Raw genomic sequence first — 24,298 nt, forward strand, 5'->3', positions numbered from 1 at the left:
GCACTCCTTTTATTAGAGTTCTTCCACAATGATGTTGTGGTTTGTATATACACATATTTCCGCAGCCATTTCAAGCGAGGCCTTCGCAATTTCTCTTGCTGATAAGTGCTCGCCTGCAAATCTCTTTAAAGATCGTCCAGCTGCAAGAGCATAGTTGCCACCTGATCCAATAGCCAGAATTCCATCATCCGGCTCAATAACTTCACCTGTACCAGAGATAAGCAGCAGACTGTCGGTATTCATAACAATAAGCATTGCTTCGAGTTTGCGCAAAACCTTATCGCTTCTCCACTCTTTTGCAAGCTCAACAGCTGCTCTCTCAAGGTTTCCATTATACTCTTCAAGCTTTCCTTCAAACATTTCGAATAACGTAAATGCATCGGCTACTGAGCCTGCAAATCCAGCCAGCACCTTACCATTAAATAGCTTTCTGACTTTTCTTGCAGTGTGTTTCATCACAACTGCGTTTCCAAAGGTAACCTGGCCGTCGCCAGACATTGCACATTCTCCATTATGATGCACAGCAAATATTGTTGTAGCATGAAATTCGGACATGAAAGACTCCTCCTTTGGAGCATATTGCCTTTGATTTTTCTGCAGACTATCGGGTAATTAAATTCTGCTGCTAAGCCCGCGGATGATGGGCCATATAAGTTTTTTTCAGGTATTCATTCGTAACATGTGTATACACCTGGGTTGAAGATAGAAATGCGTGTCCAAGTAATTCCTGAACTGTCCTCATATCAGCCCCATTTGCCATTAAATGCGTCGCAAATGTGTGACGAAGCATATGGGGATGGATTTTGCCTGATAAGGATGATCTTTCGATGATCTTATTCAGTATAGTCCTGATTCCCCTTGCTGTAAGCGGACCGCCTCGGGCATTCAGAAACAAATTATCCTGCACGTTCCCATTAGAAAGCAATTCTTTACGTCCATGGTTTATGTATGTGTCAAGTGCGTCCTGGGCAAAGCTTCCGAAAGGGACATACCTCTCTTTACTGCCCTTGCCGCGGACAAGAACCGTTGATAAATACATATCCAGGTCTTTTAAGCGAATTTGGCTGCACTCGCTGACGCGGATGCCGGTTGCATACAATAGTTCAAGAAGTGCTTTATTTCTTTGCCCTAGAGGAGTACTTGTTTCACAAGCATCGAAAAGCTGCTTCATTTCCTCCTCATAGAAAAATTCCGGCAGCTTTTTCTGCGCTTTCGGAATGGAAACAAGTGCAAAAGGATTTTCAGCCACTTTCTCTTCTCTGAGCAAAAATTTAAAAAAGCTCCTTAAGCTTGATATTTTCCTGGCAACAGACTTACGGGACATCTTTTTATCGTATAGATCAGTAAGATATATCCTGACATCCTGATACTCGACTTTTGTTATATCTGCAATGGCTTGTTCAGACATGAACATAAAAAATTCACTAATATCATGCTGGTAATGCTCAATTGTATATTGTGAATAATTTTTCTCAATTTGTAAATATTCAATAAACAACTTTAAAGAAACGTTCACATTTTCAGACATTAAATGTTCACCTCGCAAGGGCTACTAAATAGTATCACAACTAAGCAGCCCAACGCAACATAATTTACAAATTTTTCACAAAGTTCTGAATTGTTCCTAATGCTCTTTCCGCATGTTTTTCATTTCTTTCTTTTTTCCCTCTGATTTTTTCAGGAAGTTCAGGAAATAAACCAAAATTAGCGTTCATAGGCTGGAAACTTTTCGGGTTAGCTGTAGTAATATAACGCGCCATGCTTCCAATCGCAGTCTCATGAGGAAACTCTATAGGATCTTCTCCTTTAACAAGTCTTGCAGCATTGATGCCTGCCACAAGTCCGCTGGCAGCAGATTCGACATACCCTTCAACCCCTGTCATTTGCCCTGCAAAGAATAAATCATCCCGGTTCTTGAACTGATATGTTGCGCGCAGGACTTTTGGAGAGTTGATAAATGTATTCCGGTGCATAACGCCATACCTTACTATTTCAGCATTTTCGAGACCTGGAATCAAGCGGATTACTTCTTTTTGCGGCCCCCATTTCAAATGAGTTTGAAAACCTACAATATTATAAAGTGTTCCGGCGGCATCATCCTGTCGAAGCTGAACAACTGCATATGGCCTTTTTCCTGTTTTCGGATCTTCTAAACCAACCGGCTTCATCGGGCCAAAAAGCATTGTTTTCTTTCCTCTATTTGCCATCACCTCTATTGGCATACAGCCCTCGAAAAAGATTTCCTTTTCAAATTCCTTTAATGGAACTGTTTCGGCCATGGTAAGAGCCTCATAAAAACGATCAAATTCTGCTTCTGTCATAGGGCAATTCAAATATGCCGCTTCTCCCTTATCATATCGTGATTTCAAATAAACTTTATTCATATCGATTGAGTCTTTTTCTAAAATTGGAGCAGCAGCATCATAAAAATATAAATAATCTTCTCCGGACAGCTCTTTTAATTTTCCTGAAAGTGCTTCACTTGTCAGCGGTCCAGTAGCAATCACTGTTGGCCCTTCCGGAATACCTGTCACTTCTTCGTTGATTACCGTTACATTCGGATGGTTTTTGACTTGTTCCGTTACACGAGCGGCAAAATCATGGCGGTCAACCGCCAAGGCTCCGCCAGCAGGAACGGCACTGCTGTCAGCTGAATGGATGATAACAGAATTCAGCTTCCGCATTTCTTCTTTTAATACCCCTACTGCATTTGTTAAGGTATTTGCACGCAGTGAGTTGCTGCAGACAAGTTCCGCAAATTTATCTGTGTGATGGGCAGGAGTCTGCCTTACTGGCCTCATTTCATAAAGCTTTACTTTTATGCCCCTGCTGGCCAGCTGCCACGCGGCCTCACTGCCTGCCAATCCCGCTCCTATTACATTTACTGCTGTATCTCTCATTAAATGAACCTCCATATATACTTATGATGACAATGTCCTGATTAATTAGTATTTTTAAAAACAGTCTCTCTTACTTTACCCTGTTCTTATTCATTTTGCCATTTTACAATACGATTTAAAAATAAAAAAGTTTCATGAACGAATTGCAGCTGAATTACCTTGGGATATATGAAAGAAAGAAATCGGGCTGGAAGTAATCTGGATGCTCATCCCTCAATAGAAAAGAGTGAGCATTTAAGCCCACCCTTAACTTTGCTTTTCTTCCTTATAGTCGCATTCAACACACTGAACCTGGACACCTTTTTTGAGTTTTTTCTCAACTAGAAGGTTATCACATTTTGGACAGCTTCTTGGCAGCGGCTTATCCCATGAAATAAAGTCACATTCAGGGAATCTATCACAACCATAGAAAATCCGGCGTTTTTTGCTTTTTCTTTCTATTATATTTCCTTCTTTGCACTTCGGACACTTCACACCTATATCCTTTACAATCGGCTTGGTATTGCGGCAATCAGGGAAATTACTGCATGCCATGAATTTTCCATAGCGCCCCATCTTGAACACCATTGGATTTCCGCATTGCTCACAATCCTCACCTGCAGGTTCATCCTTAATTTCGACTTCCTGCATCTCTTTTTCCGCAATTTCAAGATGCTTTTCAAAATCTTTATAGAATTCATCAATGATCTGCACCCAGTTAACTTTGCCTTCTTCAACATAGTCCAGGTCTTTTTCCATCTTTGCAGTAAACTCGATATCAAGGATTTCAGGGAAAAATTCCATGATTAGCTCAAGAACAATTTCCCCCAGTTCAGTCGGAACGAAACGTTTATTGTCCAGAGCAACATAACCACGTTTTTGAATTGTATCAAGAGTCGGAGCAAAAGTGGATGGCCGCCCAATCCCCTGTTCTTCGAGTGTTTTTACGAGTCTTGCCTCAGTATACCTTGGAGGAGGCTGTGTGAAGTGCTGTTTGGGTTCGATGTCTTTTTTAAGGACTTCATCCCCTTCCTTAAGGTCTGGGAGCATATTATCTTTTTCCTCTGACTGATCATCTGTGCCTTCAACATAGACCTTCATGAATCCAGGGAACTTCACTTTTGACCCTGTTGCACGGAAAATCACTTCTCCATTCTTTAAATCCACACTCATCGTATCCATAACGGCTGGGGCCATCTGGCTTGCAACAAATCGTTCCCAAATGAGCCTGTATAATCGAAGCTGATCACGCGACAAGTATTCTTTTAAACTTGCAGGCGACCTTAATGTACTCGTCGGGCGGATGGCCTCATGAGCATCCTGAGCATTGTTGTTTTTCTTTTCTTTTTTCTTTTCACCCTGCAGGAATTCTTTCCCGTAAGAGTTTTGAATATAATCTGCTGCTTCATTTTGCGCAATTTCAGATATGCGTGTTGAATCAGTTCTCATATAGGTAATTAATCCGACAGTTCCTTCTTTGCCTAGGTCAATCCCCTCGTAAAGCTGCTGTGCAAGCATCATTGTTTTCTTGGCGCGGAAATTTAATTTCCTTGCAGCTTCCTGCTGAAGTGAGGACGTAGTAAAAGGGGCGGCGGGATTCCGCTTTCTTTCCTTCTTGGTAACCGATACCACCTTGAATTTATTGCCCTTCATTTTACTCAATATATTTTGAACATCGCTTTCAGACTTCAATTCCACTTTTTCATTCTCCAGCCCGTAAAAAGCTGCATCGAAGGCTGTTTTTCCTTTTAGGAACTCTCCATCAATGGACCAGTATTCTTCTGGTATAAAGTCCTTAATTTCCTTTTCGCGGTCGATAATCAAACGGACTGCAACAGACTGTACTCTGCCAGCACTTAATCCTTTTTTCACTTTCTTCCATAATAAGGGACTGATATTATAACCGACTAAACGGTCAAGCATCCGTCTTGCCTGCTGGGCATCAACAAGATCCATGTTGATTGGCCTTGGATGCTTAAAAGATTCTTTAATGGCGTCTTTCGTAATTTCATTAAAAACAACCCGGCAATCCGATGTAATATCCATGTCCAGGCTATGTGCCAAATGCCAGGCAATTGCTTCCCCTTCTCTGTCGGGGTCAGCCGCGAGATAAATTTTCTTGGCTTTTTTGGCCGCTGACTTAAGTTCCTTTAAAACAGGGCCCTTTCCACGAATGGTTATGTATTTTGGTTCAAAATTATTTTCCACATCTATGCCCATTTGGCTTTTAGGAAGATCCCTGACATGTCCCATGGAAGCTCTAACTTTATATTTTTTTCCTAAATAACGCTCAATCGTTTTTGCCTTTGCAGGTGACTCAACGATTACAAGAAACTCTGACATCAATAGTCCTCCTTGAGAGGGATTTTTAAACATTCAGGCAAAATCAATCTTGAAATGCAGTATTTGTTGCCATGCTATACTTGCCTGCTTTCATTTATCAATAACCAATAAAACAGCCTCTGGTTGGATATTTATATCCTGAGGAGCGGTTTAAGTGTCTTTTTAGCATACTTGAATTAATTAGAATTATTCTTCATCAGCTTGCTGTTATCATCAGCTTTACTGCCTGCGTATTGAAATATTCATTATTATTCTACATTCTATTCAAGTTTGTCAAACTTAAGAGGAATATTTCCGCAACCGTTTCCAAGAAAAAATTCTAAAATGTATAAAGAAGCAGTCTTTTTCTTTCCATAATACCTGTTGCAAAATGTATAACAGTTTTAATAGAATTTCAACCTTTTTATAAAAAATCCTTTAAATTAACACAATTATTATGGCTGATATAAGAAAAGGAGCACTTAATTAATATCAAGGCTCCTATTTCATTGACTGATCAGTAAAGGAACTCTTCTAAAATATCTTCAGCTGATTTTACCAGTTTGGCGCCTTGCTGAATTAATTCATTAGTGCCCCCTGAAAACGGGCTAAATATATTTCCGGGAACTGCAAAGACATCTCTTCCTTCCTGAACTGCATAATTAGCTGTGATAAGGGAGCCGCTTTTGCTTTTTGCCTGGATTATCAGTGTGCCTCTGCTAATGCCGCTGATGATTCGGTTTCTTATTGGAAAATGCCATCTTGAGGGTCTAGTGTCTGGCGGATATTCAGAAATAACCAGCTGATTTTTCATCATTTCATATGCCAGCTTTCGATTAGCCTGGGGATAAATATGGAACAGTCCGCCAGCTATGACACCAATTGTTTTTCCTTTATTTTTGATTGCTTCCTTATGCGCAATGGCATCAATGCCAGCCGCCAGTCCGCTTACAATAATAATCCCTTTTTCAATAAGCTTGGGAACCATGTATTGAATGGCTTTTTCTCCATACTCTGTTGCCTGTCTGGATCCGACAACGGCGAGGTTAGTTCCTCTATTCAGAAGACCGATATCACCTTTCGCATAAATAACCCATGGCGGCTGGTACGTTTCTTTTAATAGCCTTGGATATTCCTCATCAAAAATAGTTATGGTTCTAATGCCATTTGTTGAGTATTGGCGGATTTGTTTCTGGATTCGATCGGAATGAAGGTCTTGGAGTGCATTGGAAAGTGAATCTAGAGTGGTGAAAATCTGGGGCATCATTCGGCGCATTGCATCATTATACATAAATTTCAATTGGGGATCTTTCTTCAGAATGTAATAAATCATCTTCCAGCTCATTCCTCTGCAATGATGGAGATGGATGAGCCTCATATTAAATTCATTCATGGGGAGCCTCCTGAATTTTTTAAAAAGCGGGGTATGGGCGGGGATAGCCGTTTTTCACAATGCAGAAATAGCCCCTCAAAAAGAGGGACTACTCTTAAGTCAATCAATTAAGATTAATGAGTTTTACACTGATCATAAAGGCCTTTTTCTTTTAAAACCTTTATCAGGGTTTCACCCATTACGGATGGAGTATCTGCTACCTGAATACCGCATTCATTCATTACACGGATTTTTTCATCAGCTGTTCCTTTGCCTCCTGAAATAATGGCGCCGGCATGGCCCATACGCTTTCCTGGAGGTGCAGTGCGTCCGCCGATAAAGCCTACAACAGGCTTAGTCATGTTTGCTTTAACCCACTCTGCAGCTTCTTCTTCAGCTGTTCCGCCGATTTCACCAATCATGATTACAGCATACGTTTCTGGATCTTCATTAAATGCTTTTAATACATCGATGAAGTTAGTTCCGTTTACCGGGTCTCCGCCGATTCCAACAGCAGTAGACTGGCCGATTCCAGCCTGTGAAAGCTGGTGTACCGCTTCATAAGTCAATGTTCCAGAACGGGAAACAACCCCTACATGACCTTTAGTATGGATATATCCAGGCATAATGCCGATCTTACACTCATCAGGAGTAATAACACCAGGGCAGTTAGGACCTACAAGGCGAGTCTTTTTGCCTTCCATATAACGCTTAACTTTAACCATATCCAATACAGGAATATGCTCAGTGATGCAAATGGCAAGATCCAATTCTGCATCTACCGCCTCAAGAATAGCATCTGCAGCAAATGGAGCTGGAACATAGATAACGGAGGCATTGGCACCTGTCGCCTTAACGGCTTCCTCCACAGTATTGAAGACAGGAACCCCTTCTACTTCAGTACCGCCTTTACCCGGAGTTACACCGCCGACAATTTGCGTTCCGTATTCAAGCATTTGCTTTGTATGGAAAAGGGCTGTTGAACCAGTAATCCCTTGAACTATAACTTTAGTATCTTTATTAATAAATACGCTCACGTTAATTCTCCTTTCTGGTCTAAAGAGTGCCATCCTGCGCTCAAAAGGCTTCAGCATAAAACTTTCAGGCAAAATGCCATTAGGAATCCGCTAAATTACATTGGCACTGAACGGCCGCTCAATTTTGATTCTTAGCCTACTAAAGAAACGATTTTCTGTGCGCCGTCAGCCATTGATTCAGCTGCGATGATATCGATATCGGATTCAGCAAGGATCTTTTTGCCCAATTCAACATTCGTACCTTCCAAACGTACAACTAAAGGCACATTCAAGCCTACTTGCTTCGCTGCTTCCACTACACCAGTGGCGATGACGTCGCACTTCATAATTCCGCCAAAGATATTAACAAAAATACCTTTTACATTTTTATCAGAAAGGATGATTTTGAAAGCTTCAGTAACCTTCTCAGCTGTAGCTCCGCCCCCAACATCAAGGAAGTTGGCCGGGTCTCCCCCATAGTGCTTAACGATATCCATAGTAGCCATCGCCAATCCCGCACCGTTAACCATGCAGCCGATGTTGCCATCTAGAGAAATATAGCTTAAGTCGTATTTTGATGCTTCGATTTCCTTTGCATCCTCTTCTTCAAGGTCACGAAGAGCCATGATATCTTTTTGACGGTAAAGAGCATTTGAATCAAAGTTCAGCTTTGCATCCAGAGCCATTACCTTGCCGTCACCAGTTACTACTAATGGATTGATTTCAGCGATGGAGCAATCTTTTTCAATATAAGCTCTATATAAGCCCATCATGAATTTAACTGCTTGTCCGACAAGTTTTGACGGGATATTGATATTAAAAGCGATTCTGCGCGCCTGGAATGCTGTTAATCCAAGTACAGGATCGATTTCTTCCTTGAAGATTTTTTCAGGCGTCTGTTCTGCCACTTCTTCGATTTCTGTGCCGCCCTCTTCAGAAGCCATTAAAACTACGCGTGATGTTGCGCGGTCCAATACTAGACCAACATAGTATTCCTTCTTAATGTCACAGCCCTCTTCAATCAGTAAACGCTTTACTTCCTTGCCTTCCGGGCCTGTTTGATGTGTAACAAGTGTTTTCCCCAGGATTTCACCTGCATATGTACGAACTTCATCAAGATTTTTGGCAACTTTTACACCGCCAGCTTTACCGCGTCCTCCGGCGTGGATTTGTGCCTTAACCACACATACCTCAGTGCCAAGTTCTTTAGCAGCTTCAACAGCTTCTTCTACTGTAAATGCCACTTTTCCGTTCGGAACTGATACCCCGTATTGTCTGAGGACTTCTTTACCTTGATACTCATGTATATTCATTTCCCATCCTCCTATCTAACTCTTCAAAAAAATAGACTGCGCTTTCATTTTATTAAATGAAAAACCCCTTGTCTACCATTTACTCTAAAATATTATATTTCTTTAAAAATTAAAAATATTAAAAAGTGCAGAAACCCAGTCATAATACCTGTTTTGAACATTATTTATTATAAAAACATTTTTTTAAAATAAAGAAAAACCGCCTTTTCGACAGTTTTCTTTTCTATTAGACTCAAGTAAAATCCCGCTCTCTCCCCTTCGAAATGATTTGATGAGAAAGAACCATATTGGTTTACCAGAATAGATTATTTTTTAATTTCCTTATTCCCAGCTTCCTGATCAGCCCTGTAGATGAAAGCAAACACCTCAGCAACAGCCTGATAAAGTTCTTCTGGTATTCCCTCATTGATATTAAGCTTGCCCAGAAGCTCCACAAGGGCCGGATCTTCCTGAACCGGAATATCATGTTCCTTAGCTTTTGCAAGGATATTCTCAGCAACCAGTCCCTTTCCTTTTGCAGATATTTTTGGAGCAACCTGATTCACAGGATCATAGGTTAATGCTATCGCTTCTTTCCTTTGTCTATCATGATCTTTTTTCATATCCTTATATCTACTCCGCTGAATTGATTTGATTGCACAATCGATGTCATTGTTTCCCTTGCCAAAAGTGTATCTCCCGCAGACTCCGGCTTTTGGAAGGAAACTGAGGACAGCTTATAATTTATTTTCAAAAGATTTTCTTTTAAGTCAGCGGCAAATGGAGCTGTTAAGTCCTTTATTTCTTTGTTCTCATTAATAACTGAAATATTTATGATTCTATTTTGGACTTGAAGATCGACAATCGTTTCATTTAGATGTTCCAAATTCAAATAAAATATTACCCGGCAATGGCTGGGATCAATTTTTCCCATTTCCGTTTTCCTGCCGCTCCATTGCATTGTCAAATCGGTGATCTTCCCCCATAAGGAAACCGGCAGCTGAAAGATATAGTGCTGCAAGGGGCCAGATTCCTGTGAGAGAGCCTGAAAGCCGGTTAATTTATGCAGTAGCCGTTCGGCTGCATCTTTAGCTGAATGTGATGTTTCTTCATTTAAGAGGCCCATTAGGAGCGGTTTAAGGGTGTCCAGCTTTTCGGCGGCTTCCTCATCGTGATGTTTTATTAAATTTAGAACGTCATGTTCATGAGAAAGCCCCAATGTTCTGATTATTCTCTTCAATTCACTTTGAATATTCCCCTGGTCATATGTGAAATTCAACTCTGTTCGCATGATATTTTTCAGTTCATCCAGCATTGTCTTTTCCAGCAGAGTGAGAGCCGCTGCTGCCGAAGGTTTCTCACCGGCCAGTAATATCCCCGCCTGAACAGCAGCCTGCTTAAACTCAGGTTCACCTGACAATAATTGGCCCAAATCAGCGTTTAATGTGTGAGAAAGAGCTGATTTGAAAAGGGCGTTAAGCAGATTCTTTTCTGCAGGAAAAGAAATCTTTCCATTTCGAATATCATTGAATAAGGTTTCTAATGTTTGAGCTTGTCCAATGCTTTCCGATCTTTGTGAAATAATCCCATTGAGCTTGGCAAAGTTCAATATAAATTCCTGCCTGTTTTCCGATTCGTTTGCTTTCAGAAGTTCTGTCAGGACATGACTAATCGGTTTATTTTGGAGGCTTCCTTCCGTAAGCTGCTTTAGAGCCGCATCCTCATCTGCTTCACCCGGCATCAGCCCCAATACTTTCAGGAGCTGGAAAGCAGTGTGTGAACTTGCCAGGTTTTTTGTATCCAGCCACTCAGAAAACAATCGGAATATCGCCTGCTGGCCCAGTTTTTCTCTTGAAGTCGTTATCAGATCCCCAAGGAGCGAATATAATCGCTGCCCTTTGGGTGATAAATCAGCATCTCTTAACTCTTCCTGTAATTCTCCCATAAGCGAAGAAAGAGTATCACCATGCAAGACTGAGGATAGCGCTAAAAAAATATTCTTTGATAAAGGAAGCTGCCTTACAATCAGCTCTTTTACTGTCCTCAGGCCATCTTCAGCAGATTGGCTTTCCTTGATCCATTCAGATGCCATTTTTAAAGTTTCAGCTGTTATTGGAAGCTGTTCTTTAAGAAAAAATTGAATTAGCATTTTATTTTCTCTGGATAACTGCATTCCAAGCTGGCTTAGAAGGCTTTCAGCCGGAGCTGACGTACCTGGTCTGTTTGCTGATTCCATTACCTTTAAGCGCAGCATTCCTTCATCTGGCTCAACTTTAAACCAATATCTGCTGTTGGCTGACAAAGGGGTTTCAAGCTGCGCAATCACCTTATGAGACCCGATGTGCACCTCTGCCCTCTGGTTTGGAAATAGCTTAACTATTCTTCCGCTGACAATTTGCCCAGGCCTAAATGCAGCTGTTTTTACTGCATTGTTCTGGTCATTCCTTATTATTCTTTGGATAATATCAGACGGCTTCATGCCTTCACCTTCTATTCTATTTCACTAATAAGATCTTTTATTGGCGCAAAGCTCTTTCGATGATAAGAAGAAATTCCATGATTTGTTATGGCTTCAAGATGCTCTTTCGTCCCATAGCCCATATTTTTCTCGAATCCATACTGGGGAAACTCTGCACCTATTTCAGCCATCATTCTGTCTCGCGTGACTTTAGCTATGATAGAGGCCGCTGCAATCGATATGCTTTTGCCATCTCCCTTAATGATTGCTTCCATTGGGTAAGGCGTTAAAAGTTTTACGGCATCTACCAGCAGGAAGTCTGGTTTTGGGTTCAGCCCTTCAATTGCTGATAACATTGCTTTTTTAGTCGCTTCAAATATATTGATGCGGTCAATTTCTTCAGGCTCAATGATTCCAATGCTGACTGCTTCAGCCTTAGCCTTAATTGTCTCAAAAAATTCTTCTCTTCTCCTCTCAGGCACTTTTTTTGAATCATCTAAACCCGGCAGGCAGAAGTCTTCAGGCAAAATAACTGCTGCAGCTACCACTGGCCCTGCAAGAGGCCCCCTGCCTACTTCATCAATTCCGGCAATAAACTGAAAACCCTGGCTCCTGTACCGAACTTCATACCGGGTCATTTCTATATGCTTTTCAAATATCTTCTTTTGCTGCAGCTTTCGGGAATTCCATTTTGCTAAAAGCTGCTGTACGCCTTTTCTGTCATCGTGTTTTATAGAGTGAAGGAAGGGGTCATCCTCTAATTTAATTGTTTTGATCTTTTCTTCTATTTGGCGGATAGTTAACTTTTCCATGGCCTTCTCCTTTTCAATCTATGGTATGTATCGGCATTTTTTCAAAAAAATAAAGGCCTCCTGTGGACAGAAGGTCTTCATCTAAATTATTCAGCTTCACCCCGAACAGCCATTTCTTCAGGCAGTTCCAAAGTGATTGGCCCCAATTTTTCAGCACGGAATTCTCTGATTACGAGCTCTGTTACCTTATCATAATCAATTTCTGCGCCGCCCATCAGACAGCCGCGCAGCCTGCCAATTTTATCAAATACTTCAACAATATCTTCCGGGATTTCATCAAGCTGATATCGCTCATTCAGGCGATCTGGATATTTGTCGCCGAGAAAGCGGAGGGCATATACTGCAACATCCTGAAGATTTAATATAGTATCTTTTATTGCTCCAGTCAGAGCAAGCTTAAGACCTACTTCCTGATCTTCAAATTTAGGCCATAGGATTCCAGGGGTATCGAGAAGCTCCAGCTCTTTCCCTACCTTAATCCATTGCTGGGCTTTCGTAACGCCGGGAGTATTTCCTGTCCTGGCTATATTCTTTTTGGCCAGGCGATTGATAAGGGTAGACTTTCCTGCGTTTGGAATACCTACAATCATTGCCCGGATTGCTCTTGGCTTAACACCCTTCGCTTTCATTCGATCGAACTTTTCCTGAAGAATTCCCTGAGACGAGGAGACTATTTCCTTCATGCCTTGTCCCGCCTGTGAGTTTATCGCAAGCGCTTTTATGCCCTTATTTTCAAAATGTTTGATCCACTTTCTTGTCGCTTCTTTATCAGCCATGTCAGCTTTATTCAATAAAACAAGCCGGGGTTTGTGCTGAATAATTTCATCTATCATCGGATTCCGTGATGAATAAGGAATCCTTGCATCAACGAGCTCAAAGATGATATCGACCAGTTTTAATTTTTCTGTAACCTGCCTGCGGGCTTTCGCCATATGGCCGGGAAACCACTGTATCGTCACAGCTGGCCACCTCCATCCAATATGTATTTACAATAGGAAGAATCAATCAACGATTCGAATGTCCTCTATAGGCCAATATATTACTCCGGCATCGCCAAGGACTTCTTCCATAGCAACAGGGCCAATGTGACGGCTGTCCTTGCTGAAGCGGCGGTTGTCACCCATTACAAACAAGTGGCCTTCTGGCACTGTTTCCTGTCCTATCTTTTCTTTTAAAGTAAACGGCTCCGTCAGCGGACCGTCAATTACCTGCTTCTTATATTCATCCAGGTATGGCTCTTCATAAGCTTTTCCATTTACATAAAGAGTATCATCTTTATATTCAATCTTATCTCCTGGAAGACCTATTACTCTTTTGATGTAATCTTTGTTTTCCGGTGCATGGAATACAATGATGTCGAAGCGCTCCGGCTCTCCAATCTTATAGCTGAACTTATTAACAATCATCCGATCCTGATCATGCAATGTTGGCATCATGGATAAGCCGTCAACCACAATCGGCGCAAATAAAAAATATCTGATGACTGCCGCTAACAGGACTGCAATTACAAGAGCTTTTGTCCATTCCCACAATTCATTTTTCTTTTTTGCCATAGCCTTCCCCACCATTCTTCCGTCAAAAATTATGCTTATATCCCTGCATGTACCGCAGTAAGTGATTTCTATTGTTTATTGTACAAAAATTCATCTTAATAAACACGATGGGAATCTCATTTATATATTATTTAACATTTATGTAATATTATTTGCATTCTGCTTCATGAAAGAAAAAGGAGCTTGATTATCAAGCTCCTTCTTTTCTTTATTATCGAATTTCTTTGATACGAGCTTTTTTACCGCGAAGGTTACGCAGGTAGTAAAGTTTCGCACGGCGGACTTTACCGCGGCGGATAACTTCAAGCTTCGCAATCTTAGGTGTGTGTACAGGGAATGTACGCTCAACGCCTACACCGTAAGAAATCTTACGAACTGTGAAAGTTTCGCTGATTCCACCACCACGACGCTTAATCACAACACCTTCGTATACCTGAACACGCTCACGAGTTCCCTCAACAATACTTACGTGTACACGTACAGTATCACCAGGACGGAAAGACGGAAGGTCCGTACGAAGCTGTTCTTTTGTGATTTCTTCAATTAATTTTTGCATCGTTTTCAACTCCTCTCAGCAGACGCTCATGCACAACCTATATGTTTGCAGCGGAACATCTTTATCAGACGTAAACTGAACAGGTTCAGCCTAAGTCACAAAAAGTATCATACCATACTTGGACGGCAACTTCAATGTTATTTATCTTCTTTTTTTATTTCTTCCAGCCATTTTTGCTGTTCTTTTGTTAATTCAGAGTGCTCAAGAAGATCAGGACGCCTTACATACGTCCTTCTCAAGGATTCTTTGGCTCGCCACTCATCGATAAGGCGATGATTCCCTGACATGAGGACATCCGGCACTTTAATTCCCCTGAAATCCGCCGGACGGGTATAATGAGGGTGTTCAAGAAAACCTGTGCTGAAAGAGTCTTTCATATGTGATTCTTCGTTGCCCAATACTCCAGGCAGCAAACGGACCACACTGTCGATTACGACCATGGCTCCGAGCTCTCCTCCAGTAAGCACAAAATCACCAATCGAAATTTCATCGGTTACCACATGTTCCCGTATTCTTTCATCATACCCCTCATAATGGCCGCAAACAAAAATCAGGTGATCCATTTTTGCAAGCTCTTCAGCTTTCTTCTGTGTAAAGCGTTCTCCTTGAGGACACAGAAGAATAACCCTCGGAGATGCCCCGCTTTTACTGCGAAGATCATCTACAGCATCAAATATGGGCTGCGGTTTCAAAACCATTCCTGCCCCTCCGCCATATGGATAATCATCTACCGTTTTGTGTTTATTGTCGGCGTATTCCCTAAAGTTGACCACATTGTATTTCACTGCTTCATTTTCAGCTGCTTTTTTTAAAATGGAATGCCCAAAAACTCCTTCAAACATTTCAGGAAACAGCGTGAGCACATCAATATTCATCATGAAAGCAATCCTTCTATCGCATTTATTTTCACAAGTTTGTCTTCTACATTAACTTCCTTGACAACATCTGCAATATACGGAATCAGAATAACCTTCCCGCCTTTTGCTTTGATTACCCAAACATCATTTGCTCCAGGAGAAAGAATTTCCTTGATTTTACCTACTTCTTCACCATCAAGCGTTTCAACTGTACACCCTATGATTTCATGGTAGTAAAATTCATCTTCTTCCAGATTGCCTAACTGATCTTCTGAAATTTTCAGGATGCCGCCCTTCATTTTTTCAATCCCATTAATATTTTCGTATCCTTCAAAGGTAAGCAGATCGAAGGATTTATGGGTACGGTGAGATTTCACTGTCAGCTCAATTGGATCACCCTTTGTGTCAGGCATGAACAAATAAAGTTTATTTCCCGGCTTATACCTTTCTTCTGCAAAGTCTGTCTTGGAGATGACTCTTGCTTCTCCTTTAATGCCATGGGTGTTCACGATTTTTCCTACATTGAACCATTTCTGCATTAACTATCACCTCTAGCGAATTTCATCAACAATTCCATCTCTTATGATGATTGTTTTCCCTTTTTCTATGTCTTCCCAGCGGGTACCCTTTTGAACCTCAATAATCGCCTGGACTTCTTTTTCCTTTAATTCACTTCCTAATGGTAGCATATGTAATTGTTCTATTTGAAAATCGAGCAGCTGGACTTTTTCCTGCCTCATTTGAATTTCCTTTTCAAAATGCTTTTTTAGACTGGCCGGATGCAGTTTTTTGGTTTTTTCCTGTTTTTTCAGTTCAAACCTCAACTGATCACTTTCTTTTTGCAGCTGTTTTTTTTGGGCAATATAGCCTTCCAGCAGTTCGTTCTTGCTGTTTTCTGTCAGCACCTGCTTAACTGTAACCGATTGAATAATGTTCATGTACAGCGCCTCCCAAATTGATCCGATTAAAAAACGGCTTTACTGACTGCTGTCAAATTCTTAGTTGGCGATGTTTATTTTTTTAGATTGTAAAAAAAGGAGGGGAAGCCCCTCCTTTTTTGGTAATACCCTGCTCAGTGCAGGATAATTATTCGATGATCTCTAAAAAGATCTTCTTTTGTTCTGATGAACCTGCTGCATAGACAACGGTCCGTATTGCTTTCGCAACGCGCCCTTGCTTCCCAATTACTTTCCCCATGTCATTCTTGTTGACGGAAAGCTGATAGGTTACGCGCTGATCCTCTTCTTGGACATTCACTTGAACATCTTCCGGAAAATCAACAAGGGGCTTAACAATCGTTTCGATAAGCTCTTTCATCTTATAATGAATTACTTACCGTTTTTAGCGTTATGGAATTTCTCCATAATGCCTTGCTTAGAGAAAAGGTTGCGTACTGTATCTGATGGCTTAGCACCTGTCTGAAGCCATTTAAGAGCCAACTCTTCATTGATTTCAACGATCGCCGGCTGAGCAACCGGGTTGTAAGTTCCTACTGTTTCAATGAAACGTCCGTCACGAGGAGAACGAGAATCAGCTACAACAATACGATAGAAAGGGTTTTTGTGAGCACCCATACGCTTTAAACGAATTTTTACTGCCATTTTAAAAAGCACCTCCGAATAGTTTCACACAAGATAGTATAATATCAGATAGTTAATTAGTTTGTAAAGGTTTTTTTCTTTACATCTTATGAAAAGCTTTACTGACAGCTTAAAAAGGGTTAAAAGGAAGCTTAAATCCGCCTTTTTTCTTGCCTTTTTGCTGCATGCCAGCCATTTGCTTCATCATCTTTTTCATGTCTTCAAATTGCTTCAGCAGACGGTTTACTTCAGGAACGGTTCTTCCGCTTCCCTTGGCAATCCGTTTGCGGCGGCTTGAATTGATGATTTCCGGATGAGTTTTCTCTTCCTTCGTCATCGATTTAATAATCGCTTCAACATGAGTGATTTGCTTCTCATCTATTTGGATATTATTCAAGCCTTTAATTTTGTTTGCACCAGGCATCATTTTCAGCAGCTCATCGAGCGGTCCCATGCTGCGGACCTGACCAAGCTGATCCAAAAAATCATCGAATGTGAAAGAAGCCGTGCGCATCTTCTGCTCAAGCTCTTTTGCCTTTTCTTCATCCACATTGGCCTGTGCTTTTTCAATTAGGGATAGGACATCTCCCATACCTAATATACGGGACGCCATCCGTTCTGGATGGAACGCTTCAAGCGCATCCAGTTTTTCCCCAAGACCGACGAATTTAATCGGCGTGTTCGTCACGGATCTAATGGATAGAGCCGCACCGCCTCGAGTATCGCCATCCAGCTTCGTCAGGACAACCCCAGTAAGACCCAGTAGATCATTGAAGCTTTGCGCTACATTAACCGCATCTTGACCAGTCATTGCATCGACAACAAGGAATATTTCATCTGGATTGGAAAGCTCTTTGATTTGCTTTAGCTCATCCATTAAGGCTTCATCCACATGCAGCCTTCCTGCTGTATCGATCAGAACATAATCATGATGATCCTCTTTTGCCTTTGCGATTGCCTGTTTTGCAATTTCAACAGGACTGACTTGATCACCAAGGGAGAAGACCGGCATATTAAGCTGTTTGCCAAGTGTTTCGAGCTGTTTAATCGCCGCAGGGCGGTAAATATCTGCAGCAACAAGCATCGGATTGCGGTTATACTTTTTGCGGAGCAGGTTTGCAAGCTTTCCGGTTGTAGTCGTTTTACCGGCACCCTGAAGACCGACCATCATAATGACTGTCGGGGGACGATTGGAGACAGCAATTTTGCTTTGCTCTCCGCCCATCAGTTCCGTTAATTCTTCTTTAACAACCTTAATGACTTGCTGTCCTGGCGTCAGGCTCTTTAATACTTCCTGTCCGACAGCACGTTCGCTGACTTTTTTGACAAACTCTTTGACGACTTTGAAGTTTACGTCCGCTTCCAAAAGGGCGAGACGGACTTCACGCATCATTTCTTTTACATCCGCTTCATTGATTTTGCCTTTTCCGCGGATCTTCTGAATTGTATTTTGCAGTCGGTCGGCCAATCCTTCAAATGCCATATATGCCGCCTCCTAATCTAATTTCTCAAGCTCTGCCACTGCTTCTTCCAATGCTTCTCGGGAAGGGGAGCCTTCCTGAAGCATCACTTTTATTTCTGCAATCAGCTTGCTGCGCTCTTGAAATTTATGAAATAATAATAGCTTTTCTTCATACTCTTCAAGCATTGCTTCTGTTCTTTTAATGTTGTCATATACCGCTTGCCGGCTAACATCATATTCCTCGGCAATCTCTCCAAGCGAAAAATCATCCAGGTAGTACAGGGACATATAGCTTCTCTGCTTAGGAGTTAACAACGATTGATAGAAATCATATAGGTAGTTCATCCTCGTTGTTTTTTCGAGCATTCCCTATTCCCCCTTGTTAAGTGAAAAGCCTTTACAAAGTAAGTTTACATAGAAGTTCATAGCATGTCAAGAAAATATCTTTACAGGGTTAATTATTCATTTTATTTTCACTTTATAATTTAGCCCGTTGATTTCAGTACGGGGCACTTGGCTTTCCGCGGGGAGCCTCTGAGCAGGAGTCAAGTGCCCTCCGCTGCAATCAGCTCAGCGATCTATAATACTTTTCTAAATCCAGCATACGTTATTGAAAAATCCCACTTACTTTTTCCTGTTTTTTGCATCCAGCAGCCTTTTCATGCGTTCTTCTCTTTCTTTCGGCGAGGATTCTGCTGGAGGTTTTGGCCGGTTTGGTTTCTTCTTTTCTTTTGTTTTTTCCGGTGTTTCTTTTACAGAAGTTCCCCCTTGAAGTTTATCAGGCATCTGCACGGAAGGAGATTTTTTTTCCCTGGAAGCTTTAAGGTTTTGAATTTTAATAGGAGCCTCTGGCTTTTCCTTTTTATTTCTGTTTTTCTTCAAAATTCCCGCAGCGATAGCAGTTAAGCCAAAGCGCCTTAAAGCGATTTCTGAAAAAAAGATCAGGAATGCAGCGAGAAGCAGCCATTCGCTGATTGGCTGTTTGGTGCTGGCTGGTTTTTTCAGCGGTCGGAAAGCTTCTTCTCCGCTTTTCAGCTCCTTGCCGCCAGTCATTTTTGAGAGTGTCTCCAAATGCTCTTTATTTGTTCCCTTTTGCAAATACTCTTCTGAATAGGGAATAGTAAAACCAGTCTGATGAACCTGTATATTCCCATTTTGATCTGTCTGTTTAATATTTAAAAAATACATTCCTGCACTTTCAGGCATTGCCGCCTCATATTTACCTGGAGCAGTAAGCCTAATATTGGCTTCTATCTGATCGCCCGTTTCCGATACGATGGATGCCTCAATTGGCAAAGATCTGCTTGCCGCAGACTCCAGGCTGAGCACTGTATTGCCATCCTTATTCTCAACAGCAACCCTGTATGGTTCACTTTCATATTGCGGCAGGGTTTTGGTGACAAGCTGATTAATAAATGATGGCCACTTTTCCCATCTGGCCCAATCTCCTGACCATTTGCCCGAGGAGTCGGATGTAAAGGCAGCTGCCCGCCCCATTCCGTATTGCCATTCAGCAAGTACAGGATCCTCTTTTTCGCTTAACAGCGGCACCTGTGCTCGCGGCTTGGCCGTAGCAGCTATATAGGCATTCATTTCTGGAACACCTTTTTCAAAGAGTGAGGACCAGTCCGGGTAGGGCTGAACACTTGGAAAGAATGGATTGTCTTCGATATAGGTTCTCGTAGCCATTACGGTTTCACGTGATAAAATGCTCGGAATGACGGAAGAGTCTGTAACATCATAAAAACGCCCTGATCCCATTCCCGCAAGATCTTCAAGAAGCCCTCTATCAGCATCCTGACCAAGTGCAACAGTTGATAGAGTGATATTTTTCTCTTTCCCGCCTTCGATTAAAAGCTCATAGTCTCCATTTGTGGTAGATTGGCCATCTGTCAGCAAAATAATATGCTTTCTCTGAAGCTGCAATTCTTCAAGCTCACTGTAGGCTTGTTCCAGAGAAGTAAAGATTTCTGTCCCCCCGCCTGAAGTTATAGATCTGATTTTTTCAATTGCCTTCTTTTTATCCTTGAGAGGCTCGGTTTCAAGGATTTCCCATGGCCGGTCATCAAATGCAATGAATCCGAGTGTATCTTCATCACGCAGCAGTTCCACTGATCGGACAGCCGCTTCTTTTGCCAATTCAATTTTATTACCGGCCATGCTTCCAGAGCGGTCCATAACTAATACCAGGCCTAAGGAAGGCATTTCTTTCTTGCCCTTGATATCCATATCCACCGGCAGCAATTTCTCAATCGGAGTTTTAAAATAGCCCCCCAGCCCGAAGCTTTCTTCACCGCCGAACATAATAAAACCAGTGCCGAATTCCTTAACTGCCTTCTCCATCAGCGTCATTTGATGCTCTGAGATAACTGTTGCAGGAACATTATTAAAAATAATCGACTGATATTGCAAATACCCTGAGAGAACGGTTGGAAGCTTCTCTGGGAGAACCGTGTCTGTCTCCAGGCCGGAACCTTTTAACAGATTCGCAATATCACCCGCGTCCTTCCCTTGTACGATCAGGACCTTAGGAGTTCCCTTAACATTAACAACCGAGTGCAGTGTATTGTTTTCAGAGAAGGTGTCCTGGTCAGCAGCTATCTCTGCTTTATATACCGTTAACCCTGCAGTATCTGCCTTGTGAGTAAAGGTATATACATTTTTCCCTTCATTCACTTGAACGCTTTCCTTTAAAACCTCTTTATGATTTACAGATAATCTGATATCAGCTTCTTTGGCAATATTGCTGGTAACTTCTATTGTAATCGGAGCCTCTTCTCCTAAATAAAGTGATGGAGGCATCTTTAATTCTGAAATTGATACATCGTCACCTGCTGCTGTTCTTAATGGCACATGGTCAATCTGGATATTTCGATTCTTTAAAACTGAGGCAGCCTCCAGGCTTTTGCCTGCCGTTTCATTTCCGTCCGTCATCAAGACAATTCTGCCAGAAGAATCCCTCGGAATGAGTGAAGCGGCAAATTGCAGGCCTGCTTCCAGATTCGATTGAGAATCATCTGCTTTCCCGTTAAATTCGGTAATAGCTTCACGGTTCCTGCCCAAATTCTGTTCAAGCACTACATTTTTGCCAAAAGCCGCCACCGCAAATTGATCCTCACTTTTCCTGTTGCTGGCACTGTTTTCTATCCAGGCAAGTGATTCATCATTTGAACCGATGCTTGCAGAGCGGTCTGCGAGATATACGACGGTCTGCCCCTTAACCGGAAGGAGGACCTGCGGGACGGTTAGTGCAAAAATCAACAATGAGAAAATGACCAGTCTTAGACTGGCAATCCAAAATTTTTCGTTGCCTTTTCCTCTGTGATTTCGAATAAACAAAAAAACCATAATGACAGCAGGAATCAGGAACAGAAACAGGAAGGGATATTTAACCTCGATGCCCACGGCGATATACCTCCCATTCGATAGCAATCAGGATAAAAGCAATTAAAGCCAGCCAGAACCAGAGGCTTTCGTTGGGCCTTTGGATCATGCTGTTTTTTTCAGATGATTTGTCATTCACTATGAAAGATTCTTCTATTTCTGCATTTTTCTCCCTTTCATCCAGAAGGACAGAAAAATAATAAATTTGATTTCCTGATACCGCCTGGTAAGTTCCGGGAATCACAGGAGCTTTAAAGTTTTCTTGGTTTAAATCAAGGGAGTAGAGATTTTCGTCTTTATTATTGAAAATCTCCCATCTTCCATTTCCTTTGCCAATATTTATCCATCTCTCTTCTCCGGCGCTGAAATATCCAAGGAAATCTGATTGTTGGGATAACCACTGGTAAGAGTTATACAAAAAGATCGGAAAACCTGGCAGGAGCGGCCAGTCTGTGTCAGATAGATCGAAATTGACAATAATAATTGGCTGTCCATTCTGCATTCCCCTCTGTATTAAAGGAATGTCTCCACTTTTCAAAACAGTCTCCCATTCTCCTTTCAATGCAGCGGAAACGGAACTGATATACACACGCTCAAAGTCTGCATATTCAAATAAAGGATCCTCATCCCCCGAAATTGCCTCTTTTAGTTTTGTTTTTTCCTTACCTGTGTTAAAAAAGATCATTGGCAGCTCTGGAAGTTCCGATAATGTGCTTCCTTCTGCTACAACCACACCCTTCATTTCAAAACCTTTGAGAGCAGCTGGATCCGTCTGCAGCAATTCGGCTCCTATGGTTTGAAAGCCCTTCACCGCAAACGGATTTACATCCCCCATTGTGTATACCTTTGGTTTTGGGTCTGTGTAAATAGAGGCTGTGAAATTATCTGCTCTGTAGCCGTCATTAATGGAAACGGATGCCTCATAATAAGGTTTTTCAGGCAGGTTTTTAATTTGGACGGTTGTTTGTTCATTTGCTTTCAATGATAAGTTTTGTTCAAACAAGACTTCATCCTCAAATTGGACGGTAAAACCTGTTTCTATATTTTCGGAAGACTGGTTTTCTATCACCGCAATGGCTGAGATACCATCACCAGCTGCAGCTGTCCCAAACGATTGCAGCGAGACGTTCCTTGCACCCTCTCCGATATTATGTGCAACAGTGTATAGGCCAGCCAGTTCCTCCATTAAATTATTCTTTACAGCAGAATCTGAAAAAATATGAAGAGCTGTGTCTTTTCCAGAAGATAAGGAACCTGCCAAAAGAATGGCTTTATCCATATTTTCATGTTCATAAGTAAGTTTCAGCCCATCAATGGTTCTGCGAATGGCATTTGGATCATCTTCACGGCTTAATAGGATCTCATTTTTCTCTCCTGCTTTAATCAGGGTTACCTGCTGGCCATTAAGTTTGCCGGCAAGGTCAAGCATTTCCTCTTTTGCCATCTCAAAACGGCTCTTTCCTCCGTGTTCAGCCGACATAGAGGCGGATGGGTCTATAATGATGATTAAATGTTCTCCTTTTAAAGAATCTTCAAGCCAAAATGGGCGCACAAGGGCCAGCATCAATAAGATCAGAGCCAATAATTGCAGCCAAAATAATAGATTCTGCTGAAGATTTTTCAGCCAAGGGGAAGCCTGCCATTCGTTCAGCACCTGCTCCCAGAGCAGATTGGATGAAACGGTCTTTTCAGTGTACTGCTTCCGAAAGAAATAAAATAAGATAACTGCCCCTATGAAAATGGCTAATACAAAATAGATAGGATTTAAGAATTGCATTGTGTCCTCACCTGACCAGCCCCTTCGCATACAGATCCCTGAAAAGAACGGACTGAAGATCTCTTGTTTCCGGAGCAAAGATATACTGGCCGCCATACCGTTTGCATAAAATCTCAAGCTGTTCATTATGTTCTTTTAGGCGCTTTTCATATTCAGCTAATATGGAAGGGCTCATGCTGACATTTACAGCAGTCCCTATTTCACTATCAATCAACTTTATATCTCCAGAATATGCAGGAGTAAGCTCTTCATCTGCCTGCACCTGAAATAGCCAGAACTCCTGTTTTAACCCCCTGAGCTTCCTAAAAAGGCTTTCCCAATCCTGAAGGGGCTCAAAGCCATCCGCTATTATTACAGCAAGCTGCTGATATTTAGAAAGAGTTTCGTTCAGACAGCCCAGAAAGTTTGTGGACTGAGCTGCAGGTTCAATTTTTTGGATTTCCATGAACGTTCGCCTGCTGTAAACAGAGCCTTTCCTTTTAATAGGCTGTACGCCTGCAGAAGAAACTGCTGAAAAGAAAAGCCGGTCTTCACTTGAAAGCACCATAAAGCTTAAAGCTGATGCCAGCGCTTTGGCATATTCCCATTTCTGCTGGATTTTTGTCATTGAAGACGTTGCATCCAGGTAAACTGCAATAGAAAGCTCCTGCTCATCCAGGAAGCGTTTAATATAATGTTTTTGTGTTCTGCCATAGACATTCCAATCTATTTGCCGAATATCGTCACCAGGCTGATAGGCCCTGAAATCAGAGAATTCCATGGAAGATCCGAATTTATGGGATTTCCTGGACCCTGAATGAAATCCTCTTTTCCTTGTCTTTGCAGCAATCTTTCGTTTTTGAAGCTTTCCAAGAAGAGCATGATGGCTGTTCATCAGCTCTTAGTTCCCCAGGAAGTTTCGTTTAACAAAGCTTCAATAATTGAATCCGCTGAAATACCCGCTGCTTCTCCCTCAAAGTTCAAAATAAGACGATGCCG

General features: G+C 41.8%; 23 protein-coding genes. All 23 read right to left on the reverse strand.

Annotated elements, in window-relative coordinates; all coding sequences use genetic code 11:
- Positions 1-12 precede the first annotated feature (12 nt).
- The 23 genes from hslV to ACEQ1T_RS10645 all read right to left on the reverse strand — a co-directional run bounded on the left by hslV (position 13) and on the right by ACEQ1T_RS10645 (position 24,194).
- Positions 13-555 (reverse strand): ATP-dependent protease subunit HslV, encoded by a 543-nt coding sequence (gene hslV, locus ACEQ1T_RS10535; RefSeq protein ID WP_009330767.1) that lies wholly within the window; start codon positions 553-555, stop codon positions 13-15.
- A gap of 70 nt (positions 556-625) precedes the next feature.
- Positions 626-1,528, reverse strand: a complete 903-nt coding sequence (gene xerC / locus ACEQ1T_RS10540; protein ID WP_370222796.1) for a tyrosine recombinase XerC — start codon at positions 1,526-1,528, stop codon at positions 626-628.
- 64 nt (positions 1,529-1,592) lie between these two features.
- Complete coding sequence (gene trmFO / locus ACEQ1T_RS10545; protein ID WP_370222798.1) at positions 1,593-2,900, reverse strand: FADH(2)-oxidizing methylenetetrahydrofolate--tRNA-(uracil(54)-C(5))-methyltransferase TrmFO; 1,308 nt, start codon at positions 2,898-2,900, stop codon at positions 1,593-1,595.
- A gap of 246 nt (positions 2,901-3,146) precedes the next feature.
- On the reverse strand, positions 3,147-5,222 hold the full coding sequence (topA, locus tag ACEQ1T_RS10550) for a type I DNA topoisomerase (protein WP_206836346.1): 2,076 nt from the start codon (positions 5,220-5,222) through the stop codon (positions 3,147-3,149).
- Between the two features lie 496 nt (positions 5,223-5,718).
- Positions 5,719-6,594 carry a DNA-processing protein DprA gene (dprA, locus tag ACEQ1T_RS10555; RefSeq protein WP_370222800.1) on the reverse strand — a complete coding sequence of 292 codons (876 nt, stop codon included), beginning with the start codon at positions 6,592-6,594 and terminating at the stop codon, positions 5,719-5,721.
- Positions 6,595-6,707: 113 nt separating this feature from the next.
- Positions 6,708-7,610 carry a succinate--CoA ligase subunit alpha gene (gene sucD, locus ACEQ1T_RS10560; RefSeq protein ID WP_009330772.1) on the reverse strand — a complete coding sequence of 301 codons (903 nt, stop codon included), beginning with the start codon at positions 7,608-7,610 and terminating at the stop codon, positions 6,708-6,710.
- Positions 7,611-7,741: 131 nt separating this feature from the next.
- A complete protein-coding gene (gene sucC / locus ACEQ1T_RS10565) occupies positions 7,742-8,902 on the reverse strand; it encodes an ADP-forming succinate--CoA ligase subunit beta (protein ID WP_206836341.1) in 1,161 nt (386 codons plus the stop codon).
- Positions 8,903-9,207: 305 nt separating this feature from the next.
- Positions 9,208-9,504: an EscU/YscU/HrcU family type III secretion system export apparatus switch protein gene (locus ACEQ1T_RS10570; RefSeq protein WP_370222801.1), complete on the reverse strand. Its 297-nt coding sequence runs from the start codon at positions 9,502-9,504 to the stop codon at positions 9,208-9,210.
- Complete coding sequence (locus ACEQ1T_RS10575; protein ID WP_370222803.1) at positions 9,501-11,360, reverse strand: hypothetical protein; 1,860 nt, start codon at positions 11,358-11,360, stop codon at positions 9,501-9,503. Before ACEQ1T_RS10575 ends, ACEQ1T_RS10570 begins: the two co-directional genes overlap by 4 nt.
- Before the next feature lie 11 nt (positions 11,361-11,371).
- Positions 11,372-12,151, reverse strand: coding sequence for a ribonuclease HII (locus tag ACEQ1T_RS10580; RefSeq protein ID WP_370222804.1), 780 nt, complete (start codon positions 12,149-12,151; stop codon positions 11,372-11,374).
- Between the two features lie 86 nt (positions 12,152-12,237).
- Positions 12,238-13,110, reverse strand: a complete 873-nt coding sequence (ylqF, locus tag ACEQ1T_RS10585) for a ribosome biogenesis GTPase YlqF (RefSeq protein WP_370222805.1) — start codon at positions 13,108-13,110, stop codon at positions 12,238-12,240.
- Between the two features lie 42 nt (positions 13,111-13,152).
- Positions 13,153-13,704, reverse strand: coding sequence for a signal peptidase I (gene lepB / locus ACEQ1T_RS10590; protein ID WP_035328928.1), 552 nt, complete (start codon positions 13,702-13,704; stop codon positions 13,153-13,155).
- Positions 13,705-13,915: 211 nt separating this feature from the next.
- Positions 13,916-14,260 (reverse strand): 50S ribosomal protein L19, encoded by a 345-nt coding sequence (rplS, locus tag ACEQ1T_RS10595; protein ID WP_009330779.1) that lies wholly within the window; start codon positions 14,258-14,260, stop codon positions 13,916-13,918.
- Between the two features lie 137 nt (positions 14,261-14,397).
- Positions 14,398-15,135, reverse strand: coding sequence for a tRNA (guanosine(37)-N1)-methyltransferase TrmD (trmD, locus tag ACEQ1T_RS10600; protein ID WP_206837649.1), 738 nt, complete (start codon positions 15,133-15,135; stop codon positions 14,398-14,400).
- Complete coding sequence (rimM, locus tag ACEQ1T_RS10605) at positions 15,135-15,656, reverse strand: ribosome maturation factor RimM (protein WP_370222807.1); 522 nt, start codon at positions 15,654-15,656, stop codon at positions 15,135-15,137. The genes trmD and rimM overlap by 1 nt, the downstream gene beginning before the upstream one ends.
- 12 nt (positions 15,657-15,668) lie before the next feature.
- Positions 15,669-16,055, reverse strand: a complete 387-nt coding sequence (locus ACEQ1T_RS10610) for a YlqD family protein (protein WP_206836325.1) — start codon at positions 16,053-16,055, stop codon at positions 15,669-15,671.
- Between the two features lie 148 nt (positions 16,056-16,203).
- On the reverse strand, positions 16,204-16,434 hold the full coding sequence (locus tag ACEQ1T_RS10615; RefSeq protein ID WP_009330783.1) for a KH domain-containing protein: 231 nt from the start codon (positions 16,432-16,434) through the stop codon (positions 16,204-16,206).
- An 11-nt stretch (positions 16,435-16,445) separates the two neighbouring features.
- On the reverse strand, positions 16,446-16,718 hold the full coding sequence (gene rpsP, locus ACEQ1T_RS10620) for a 30S ribosomal protein S16 (RefSeq protein ID WP_009330784.1): 273 nt from the start codon (positions 16,716-16,718) through the stop codon (positions 16,446-16,448).
- 109 nt (positions 16,719-16,827) lie between these two features.
- Complete coding sequence (gene ffh / locus ACEQ1T_RS10625; protein ID WP_206836322.1) at positions 16,828-18,180, reverse strand: signal recognition particle protein; 1,353 nt, start codon at positions 18,178-18,180, stop codon at positions 16,828-16,830.
- A gap of 12 nt (positions 18,181-18,192) precedes the next feature.
- Positions 18,193-18,525, reverse strand: a complete 333-nt coding sequence (locus tag ACEQ1T_RS10630; RefSeq protein ID WP_009330786.1) for a putative DNA-binding protein — start codon at positions 18,523-18,525, stop codon at positions 18,193-18,195.
- A 258-nt stretch (positions 18,526-18,783) separates the two neighbouring features.
- The gene (locus ACEQ1T_RS10635) at positions 18,784-21,564 is read right to left on the reverse strand and encodes a VWA domain-containing protein (protein ID WP_370222808.1); all 2,781 of its coding nucleotides are present in this window, start codon (positions 21,562-21,564) and stop codon (positions 18,784-18,786) included.
- The gene (locus ACEQ1T_RS10640; protein WP_370222810.1) at positions 21,548-23,320 is read right to left on the reverse strand and encodes a VWA domain-containing protein; all 1,773 of its coding nucleotides are present in this window, start codon (positions 23,318-23,320) and stop codon (positions 21,548-21,550) included. The genes ACEQ1T_RS10635 and ACEQ1T_RS10640 overlap by 17 nt, the downstream gene beginning before the upstream one ends.
- A gap of 7 nt (positions 23,321-23,327) precedes the next feature.
- On the reverse strand, positions 23,328-24,194 hold the full coding sequence (locus tag ACEQ1T_RS10645; protein WP_370222811.1) for a DUF58 domain-containing protein: 867 nt from the start codon (positions 24,192-24,194) through the stop codon (positions 23,328-23,330).
- Between the last annotated feature and the right edge of the window lie 104 nt (positions 24,195-24,298).

Origin of the sequence: Cytobacillus sp. (genome assembly GCF_964223445.1) — a bacterium.
In the GTDB taxonomy this organism is placed as follows: domain Bacteria; phylum Bacillota; class Bacilli; order Bacillales; family Cytobacillaceae; genus Cytobacillus.